This is a genomic window from Neorhizobium sp. NPDC001467 (genome assembly GCF_050275975.1).
Classification (GTDB): domain Bacteria; phylum Pseudomonadota; class Alphaproteobacteria; order Rhizobiales; family Rhizobiaceae; genus Neorhizobium.
In genome coordinates this window covers 1-7536 of the sequence record NZ_JBNNPS010000019.1, presented here as the reverse complement: position 1 = coordinate 7536, position 7536 = coordinate 1, and the positions used below count along the sequence as shown (strand labels likewise).

Here is a 7536-nt window from a genome sequence, read left to right as displayed (position 1 = left end):
CATTGCCGAGCCAGACCATCGTGTCGACCGGCAGCGTGTACGCCCCCACGATCCGCACCACGCACTCCGTGACCAGCGCCAGACCCCACACCGCCGTGAACATGCGCTCGGCCCGCACAAAGCGGCCCGGCTCCGCCGACAGCCGCTCCCAGGCCGCGGTCCGCCCGGCATCCCCCTTGGTCACGAAGGGCTTCAGCGCCGACGTGAGAAGCGGCTTGCCGGCCACGACCGACACCAGCATCGAGATGCCGACGACACTGCTGATCCCACTGTCCTTGGCCAGCATCAGCCGGGGATCGCCCGTCACCGTGCTCAGCAGCAGCCCCACCATGTTGACGACGAGGATGACCCCGGCCAGCACATTGAGCCGCCGATCCCGTAGCACCCCCCACACGGTCCGCAGCGCCGGCAGCACACTGCTCCACCCCAGGGCAGCCAGCGTGCTCATACCGAACGCCTTGCTCAGCACGTAGTACGAGGCCATCGGCACGACCACGTCCACGATCAGCGGCTTGAGGCTTCCCAGGAGGGCCGCACGGTCGCTCTGCGGGGCGGCAGCCGCGTCAGCGGACTTGACCGGTGTCTGTACAACGACCTGGCTCATGATCGGGTTCCCTCCGTCGTCACTGTGTACGTCCCGTTCTCGATGTACTCAGCTTCGTGGAGGACCCCCTCCGCCCAACAGAAACGATCGTCCGGAGCTCGCGATGACAAATGTCAGGGCGTCTCGTACGGAGATGTCATGCGAGCAGGTCAGGCAACTCCCGCATGTCGCCGAACAGTTCGGTGGCCGCGTTCAACCGGCTCGCGGGCGTCATGGCAGTGAACCCGTACACGTCCATCCCGGCGGCCACGGCGGCCTGGACGCCGAGCGGACTGTCCTCCACGACCGCGCACCTCTCCGGCGCCACCCCCATGCGCTGCGCCGCGTACAGGAAGAGATCCGGCGCCGGCTTCCCCCGCCCGACATCCTGCGAACTGAAGATCCGCCCGTCATCGAACCACTTGTCGTGCCCGGTCTTGCGATGCCCGACGCGGATCCGTTCATGACTCCCCGAGGAGGCCACGCAGTACGGCACTCCATCGGTGGCCAGCTTCTCCACGACCTCCACGGCCCCGGGCACGGGCTCCAGCTCCCGCTCGAAGGCGGCGAACACCCGCCCGTGAAAGACATCGTCGAAGTCCTCGGGCAGCCGCTGCCCGGTCCGCTCCTCGACAAGATCGTGCACGCGGTGCATGGCAGAACCCATGTACTCCCTGAGGGAATCCTCGTACGAGGTGGGGTGCCCGAGTTCGGTGAGATAGCCGGCGAGAAGTTTGTTGGAGATCGGCTCACTGTCGACGAGAACGCCGTCGTTGTCGAAGATGACCAAGTCGTATCGCATAGCTCGACCCTAAACGCAGAAAACCCCCGTAACAGGATTCTCATCCGTTACGGGGGTTTTCTTCAAAAATAGTTCGGCGGCGTCCTACTCTCCCACAGGGTCCCCCCTGCAGTACCATCGGCGCTGTGAGGCTTAGCTTCCGGGTTCGGAATGTAACCGGGCGTTTCCCTCACGCTATGACCACCGAAACACTATGAAACTGTCAACCGCACCACGCTCTGTGACAAACGTGGGGTTGTTCGTGGTTTCAGAACCAACACAGTGGACGCGAGCAACTGAGGACAAGCCCTCGGCCTATTAGTACCAGTCACCTCCACCCGTTACCGGGCTTCCAGATCTGGCCTATCAACCCAGTCGTCTACTGGGAGCCTTAACCCCTCAAGGGGGTGGGAATACTCATCTCGAAGCAGGCTTCCCGCTTAGATGCTTTCAGCGGTTATCCTTTCCGAACGTAGCCAACCAGCCATGCCCTTGGCAGGACAACTGGCACACCAGAGGTTCGTCCGTCCCGGTCCTCTCGTACTAGGGACAGCCCTTCTCAATATTCCTACGCGCACAGCGGATAGGGACCGAACTGTCTCACGACGTTCTAAACCCAGCTCGCGTACCGCTTTAATGGGCGAACAGCCCAACCCTTGGGACCGACTCCAGCCCCAGGATGCGACGAGCCGACATCGAGGTGCCAAACCATCCCGTCGATATGGACTCTTGGGGAAGATCAGCCTGTTATCCCCGGGGTACCTTTTATCCGTTGAGCGACGGCGCTTCCACAAGCCACCGCCGGATCACTAGTCCCGACTTTCGTCCCTGCTCGACCCGTCGGTCTCACAGTCAAGCTCCCTTGTGCACTTACACTCAACACCTGATTACCAACCAGGCTGAGGGAACCTTTGGGCGCCTCCGTTACTCTTTAGGAGGCAACCGCCCCAGTTAAACTACCCATCAGACACTGTCCCTGATCCGGATCACGGACCCAGGTTAGACATCCAGCACGACCAGAGTGGTATTTCAACGACGACTCCCCCTGAACTGGCGTCCAGAGTTCAAAGTCTCCCACCTATCCTACACAAGCCGAACCGAACACCAATATCAAACTGTAGTAAAGGTCCCGGGGTCTTTCCGTCCTGCTGCGCGAAACGAGCATCTTTACTCGTAGTGCAATTTCACCGGGCCTATGGTTGAGACAGTCGAGAAGTCGTTACGCCATTCGTGCAGGTCGGAACTTACCCGACAAGGAATTTCGCTACCTTAGGATGGTTATAGTTACCACCGCCGTTTACTGGCGCTTAAGTTCTCAGCTTCGCACACCCGAAAGTGCACTAACCGGTCCCCTTAACGTTCCAGCACCGGGCAGGCGTCAGTCCGTATACATCGCCTTACGGCTTCGCACGGACCTGTGTTTTTAGTAAACAGTCGCTTCTCGCTGGTCTCTGCGGCCACCCCCAGCTCGAGGAGCAAGTCCTCTCACCAGTGATGGCCCCCCTTCTCCCGAAGTTACGGGGGCATTTTGCCGAGTTCCTTAACCATAGTTCACCCGAACGCCTCGGTATTCTCTACCTGACCACCTGAGTCGGTTTAGGGTACGGGCCGCCATGAAACTCGCTAGAGGCTTTTCTCGACAGCATAGGATCATCCACTTCACCACAATCGGCTCGGCATCAGGTCTCAGCCTTATGCTGTGCGGATTTACCTATACAGCGGCCTACACCCTTACCCCGGGACAACCACCGCCCGGGCTGGACTACCTTCCTGCGTCACCCCATCACTCACCTACTACAAGTCTGGTTCGTCGGCTCCACCACTTTCCTTTCCCCGAAGGGTCCGGAACGGCTTCACGGACTTAGCATCGCCTGATTCAATGTTTGACGCTTCACAGCGGGTACCGGAATATCAACCGGTTATCCATCGACTACGCCTGTCGGCCTCGCCTTAGGTCCCGACTTACCCTGGGCAGATCAGCTTGACCCAGGAACCCTTAGTCAATCGGCGCACACGTTTCTCACGTGTGTATCGCTACTCATGCCTGCATTCTCACTCGTGAACCGTCCACAACTCGCTTCCGCGGCTGCTTCACCCGGCACACGACGCTCCCCTACCCATCCCAGCGGGCGTTGGCCCTATATGCTGGAATGACACGACTTCGGCGGTACGCTTGAGCCCCGCTACATTGTCGGCGCGGAATCACTAGACCAGTGAGCTATTACGCACTCTTTCAAGGGTGGCTGCTTCTAAGCCAACCTCCTGGTTGTCTGTGCGACTCCACATCCTTTCCCACTTAGCGTACGCTTAGGGGCCTTAGTCGATGCTCTGGGCTGTTTCCCTCTCGACCATGGAGCTTATCCCCCACAGTCTCACTGCCGTGCTCTCACTTACCGGCATTCGGAGTTTGGCTAAGGTCAGTAACCCGGTAGGGCCCATCGCCTATCCAGTGCTCTACCTCCGGCAAGAAACACACGACGCTGCACCTAAATGCATTTCGGGGAGAACCAGCTATCACGGAGTTTGATTGGCCTTTCACCCCTAACCACAGGTCATCCCCCAGGTTTTCAACCCTGGTGGGTTCGGTCCTCCACGAAGTCTTACCTCCGCTTCAACCTGCCCATGGCTAGATCACTCCGCTTCGGGTCTTGAGCGCGCTACTGAATCGCCCTATTCGGACTCGCTTTCGCTACGGCTTCCCCACACGGGTTAACCTCGCAACGCACCGCAAACTCGCAGGCTCATTCTTCAAAAGGCACGCAGTCACGACGCAAGGAACAAGTTCCTTGCGCGACGCTCCCACGGCTTGTAGGCACACGGTTTCAGGTACTATTTCACTCCGCTCCCGCGGTACTTTTCACCATTCCCTCACGGTACTATCCGCTATCGGTCACCAGGGAATATTTAGGCTTAGCGGGTGGTCCCGCCAGATTCACACGGGATTTCTCGGGCCCCGTGCTACTTGGGTGTCTCTCAAACGAGCCGCTGATGTTTCGACTACGGGGGTCTTACCCTCTACGCCGGACCTTTCGCATGTCCTTCGCCTACATCAACGGTTTCTGACTCGTCTCACAGCCGGCAGACTGTGAAAGAGAGATCCCACAACCCCACATGCGCAACCCCTGCCGGGTATCACACGCATATGGTTTGGCCTCATCCAGTTTCGCTCGCCACTACTCCCGGAATCACGGTTGTTTTCTCTTCCTGCGGGTACTGAGATGTTTCACTTCCCCGCGTTCCCTCCACATACCCTATGTGTTCAGGTATGGGTGACAGCCCATGACGACTGCCGGGTTTCCCCATTCGGAAACCCCCGGATCAAAGCCTGGTTGACGGCTCCCCGGGGACTATCGTGGCCTCCCACGTCCTTCATCGGTTCCTGGTGCCAAGGCATCCACCGTGCGCCCTTAAAAACTTGGCCACAGATGCTCGCGTCCACTGTGCAGTTCTCAAACAACGACCAACCACCCGTCACAACCCACCGAAGCGGATCTTTACCGGGGTCGGCATCGAAGGACAGGCTCTACAGCCCGTACCTTCAGACACCCAACAGCGTGCCCGACCCGCTTCCGCCCGGAGATCATGCTTTCCACGCTCCGAAGAGCAGTACTCACAGCCTCCGACCCGAGAACCCGGTCGAATAGTCAACGTTCCACCCTTGAGCAACCACCGTCGGACATTTGCCGACGAAATGGCTCTTGGACCACCAGGTCAAACCTGGCAGCCAAAGTGCTCCTTAGAAAGGAGGTGATCCAGCCGCACCTTCCGGTACGGCTACCTTGTTACGACTTCGTCCCAATCGCCAGTCCCACCTTCGACAGCTCCCTCCCCACAAGGGGGTTGGGCCACCGGCTTCGGGTGTTACCGACTTTCGTGACGTGACGGGCGGTGTGTACAAGGCCCGGGAACGTATTCACCGCAGCAATGCTGATCTGCGATTACTAGCAACTCCGACTTCATGGGGTCGAGTTGCAGACCCCAATCCGAACTGAGACAGGCTTTTTGAGATTCGCTCCGCCTCGCGGCATCGCAGCTCATTGTACCTGCCATTGTAGCACGTGTGCAGCCCAAGACATAAGGGGCATGATGACTTGACGTCGTCCCCACCTTCCTCCGAGTTGACCCCGGCAGTCTCCTGTGAGTCCCCATCACCCCGAAGGGCATGCTGGCAACACAGAACAAGGGTTGCGCTCGTTGCGGGACTTAACCCAACATCTCACGACACGAGCTGACGACAGCCATGCACCACCTGTATACCGACCACAAGGGGGGCACCATCTCTGATGCTTTCCGGTATATGTCAAGCCTTGGTAAGGTTCTTCGCGTTGCGTCGAATTAAGCCACATGCTCCGCTGCTTGTGCGGGCCCCCGTCAATTCCTTTGAGTTTTAGCCTTGCGGCCGTACTCCCCAGGCGGGGAACTTAATGCGTTAGCTGCGGCACCGACGACGTGGAATGTCGCCAACACCTAGTTCCCACCGTTTACGGCGTGGACTACCAGGGTATCTAATCCTGTTCGCTCCCCACGCTTTCGCTCCTCAGCGTCAGTAATGGCCCAGAGATCCGCCTTCGCCACCGGTGTTCCTCCTGATATCTGCGCATTTCACCGCTACACCAGGAATTCCGATCTCCCCTACCACACTCTAGCCTGCCCGTATCGACTGCAGACCCGGGGTTAAGCCCCGGGCTTTCACAACCGACGTGACAAGCCGCCTACGAGCTCTTTACGCCCAATAATTCCGGACAACGCTTGCGCCCTACGTATTACCGCGGCTGCTGGCACGTAGTTAGCCGGCGCTTCTTCTGCAGGTACCGTCACTTTCGCTTCTTCCCTGCTGAAAGAGGTTTACAACCCGAAGGCCGTCATCCCTCACGCGGCGTCGCTGCATCAGGCTTTCGCCCATTGTGCAATATTCCCCACTGCTGCCTCCCGTAGGAGTCTGGGCCGTGTCTCAGTCCCAGTGTGGCCGGTCGCCCTCTCAGGCCGGCTACCCGTCGTCGCCTTGGTGAGCTTCTACCTCACCAACAAGCTGATAGGCCGCGGGCTCATCCTGCACCGCCGGAGCTTTCAACCCCCTCCCATGCGAGAGGGGGTGTTATCCGGTATTAGACCCCGTTTCCAGGGCTTGTCCCAGAGTGCAGGGCAGATTGCCCACGTGTTACTCACCCGTTCGCCACTAATCCACCCCGAAGGGCTTCATCGTTCGACTTGCATGTGTTAAGCACGCCGCCAGCGTTCGTCCTGAGCCAGGATCAAACTCTCCGTGAATGTTTCCGGGATATCCCGGTGAACACCACGAGAGCGGAACCGTCGGGAGGAATAATCCCCACGATTCACTGCGTCCTCGCTAGTGCGCCTCACCCCGGTGTGGGAGTGAGGACTTTTTCAAAGGAACCTCCAACCCACAAAGTGGGCCGGGGTTGTCAATCTGGCGTTGACTTTTGGCACGCTGTTGAGTTCTCAAGGAACGGACGCTTCCTTTGTACTCACCCGAGAGACTCTCTCAGGCTTTCCTCCGGGCAGTTTCCCTTCGGTCTTGCGTTTCCGACTCTATCAGACTCTTTCGTGTCCGATTTCCTCGGCGCCTTTCAGGTTTTCGCTCCGGCCTTTCGGCTTTTCGCGTTTCCCTTTCCGGCGGTTCCGACTTTATCAGATCCTTTCGGGCCTGATTCCCAGTCAGCGGGCTTGTCTTCGCGGCTGTTGGGCCGTTCCGACGTCCCAAACTTTAGCGGATTCCCCCGGCGGCGCCTAATCGGGCCGACGAGTCCACCGCGAATTGAATTCGGGCGTGCCGAATTCACTCCCGGTGGGAGATCGTGCTGCTTGTTTGGGTGCCGCTTGAGCGGCGGAGGTGCTGTCGCGGGGCCGGTTGGCCGGGTGACAACTCGGAGGACTCTAGAGATCTCCGGGCCCCGTGTCAATTCGGCCTTACTGGGGCCCCTGGGCCGACGGGTCCACCGTCGCCTGGTGCTCCTGGGCGAGGTGCTCCTCGGCCTTGAGCCAGGGCAGGAACTGGGCGGGTTTTCGCCAGCCGCAGGTGTCGCATCTGATGGTGCGGCGCGGGCCTCCTCGTCGAGCGGGGTCGTCAGCGTATCGGCAACGATATCGGCCACCGGCGACACCGTCACGGAGACCGTGTCGGTGTCGCTGAGCGTGCCGTCTGAAGTGACGA

Annotated in this window: 3 protein-coding genes and 3 rRNA genes; 1 reads left to right on the top strand and 5 read right to left on the bottom strand. The window is 59.5% G+C overall.

Annotation, left to right across the window (positions count from 1 at the left end; genetic code table 11):
* The 5 genes from ACQKKX_RS20600 to ACQKKX_RS20580 form a co-directional block, all read right to left on the bottom strand.
* Window positions 1-604: VC0807 family protein (locus ACQKKX_RS20600; RefSeq protein ID WP_427573528.1), on the bottom strand; the 604-nt coding region annotated here is incomplete at its 3' end.
* Window positions 605-740: 136 nt separating this feature from the next.
* Window positions 741-1373, bottom strand: a complete 633-nt coding sequence (locus tag ACQKKX_RS20595) for an HAD family hydrolase (protein ID WP_427573526.1) — start codon at window positions 1371-1373, stop codon at window positions 741-743.
* Between the two features lie 83 nt (window positions 1374-1456).
* A 5S ribosomal RNA gene (gene rrf / locus ACQKKX_RS20590) occupies window positions 1457-1573 on the bottom strand.
* 89 nt (window positions 1574-1662) lie between these two features.
* Window positions 1663-4785, bottom strand: a 23S ribosomal RNA gene (locus ACQKKX_RS20585).
* Between the two features lie 319 nt (window positions 4786-5104).
* Window positions 5105-6632 (bottom strand): 16S ribosomal RNA (locus ACQKKX_RS20580).
* Together the 16S, 23S and 5S rRNA genes form the textbook arrangement of a ribosomal RNA operon.
* Before the next feature lie 714 nt (window positions 6633-7346).
* On the opposite strand from ACQKKX_RS20580, the gene ACQKKX_RS20575 reads away from it, so the two are divergent.
* Window positions 7347-7536 (top strand): hypothetical protein (locus ACQKKX_RS20575; protein ID WP_427573524.1); only part of this gene is annotated, 190 nt, incomplete at its 3' end.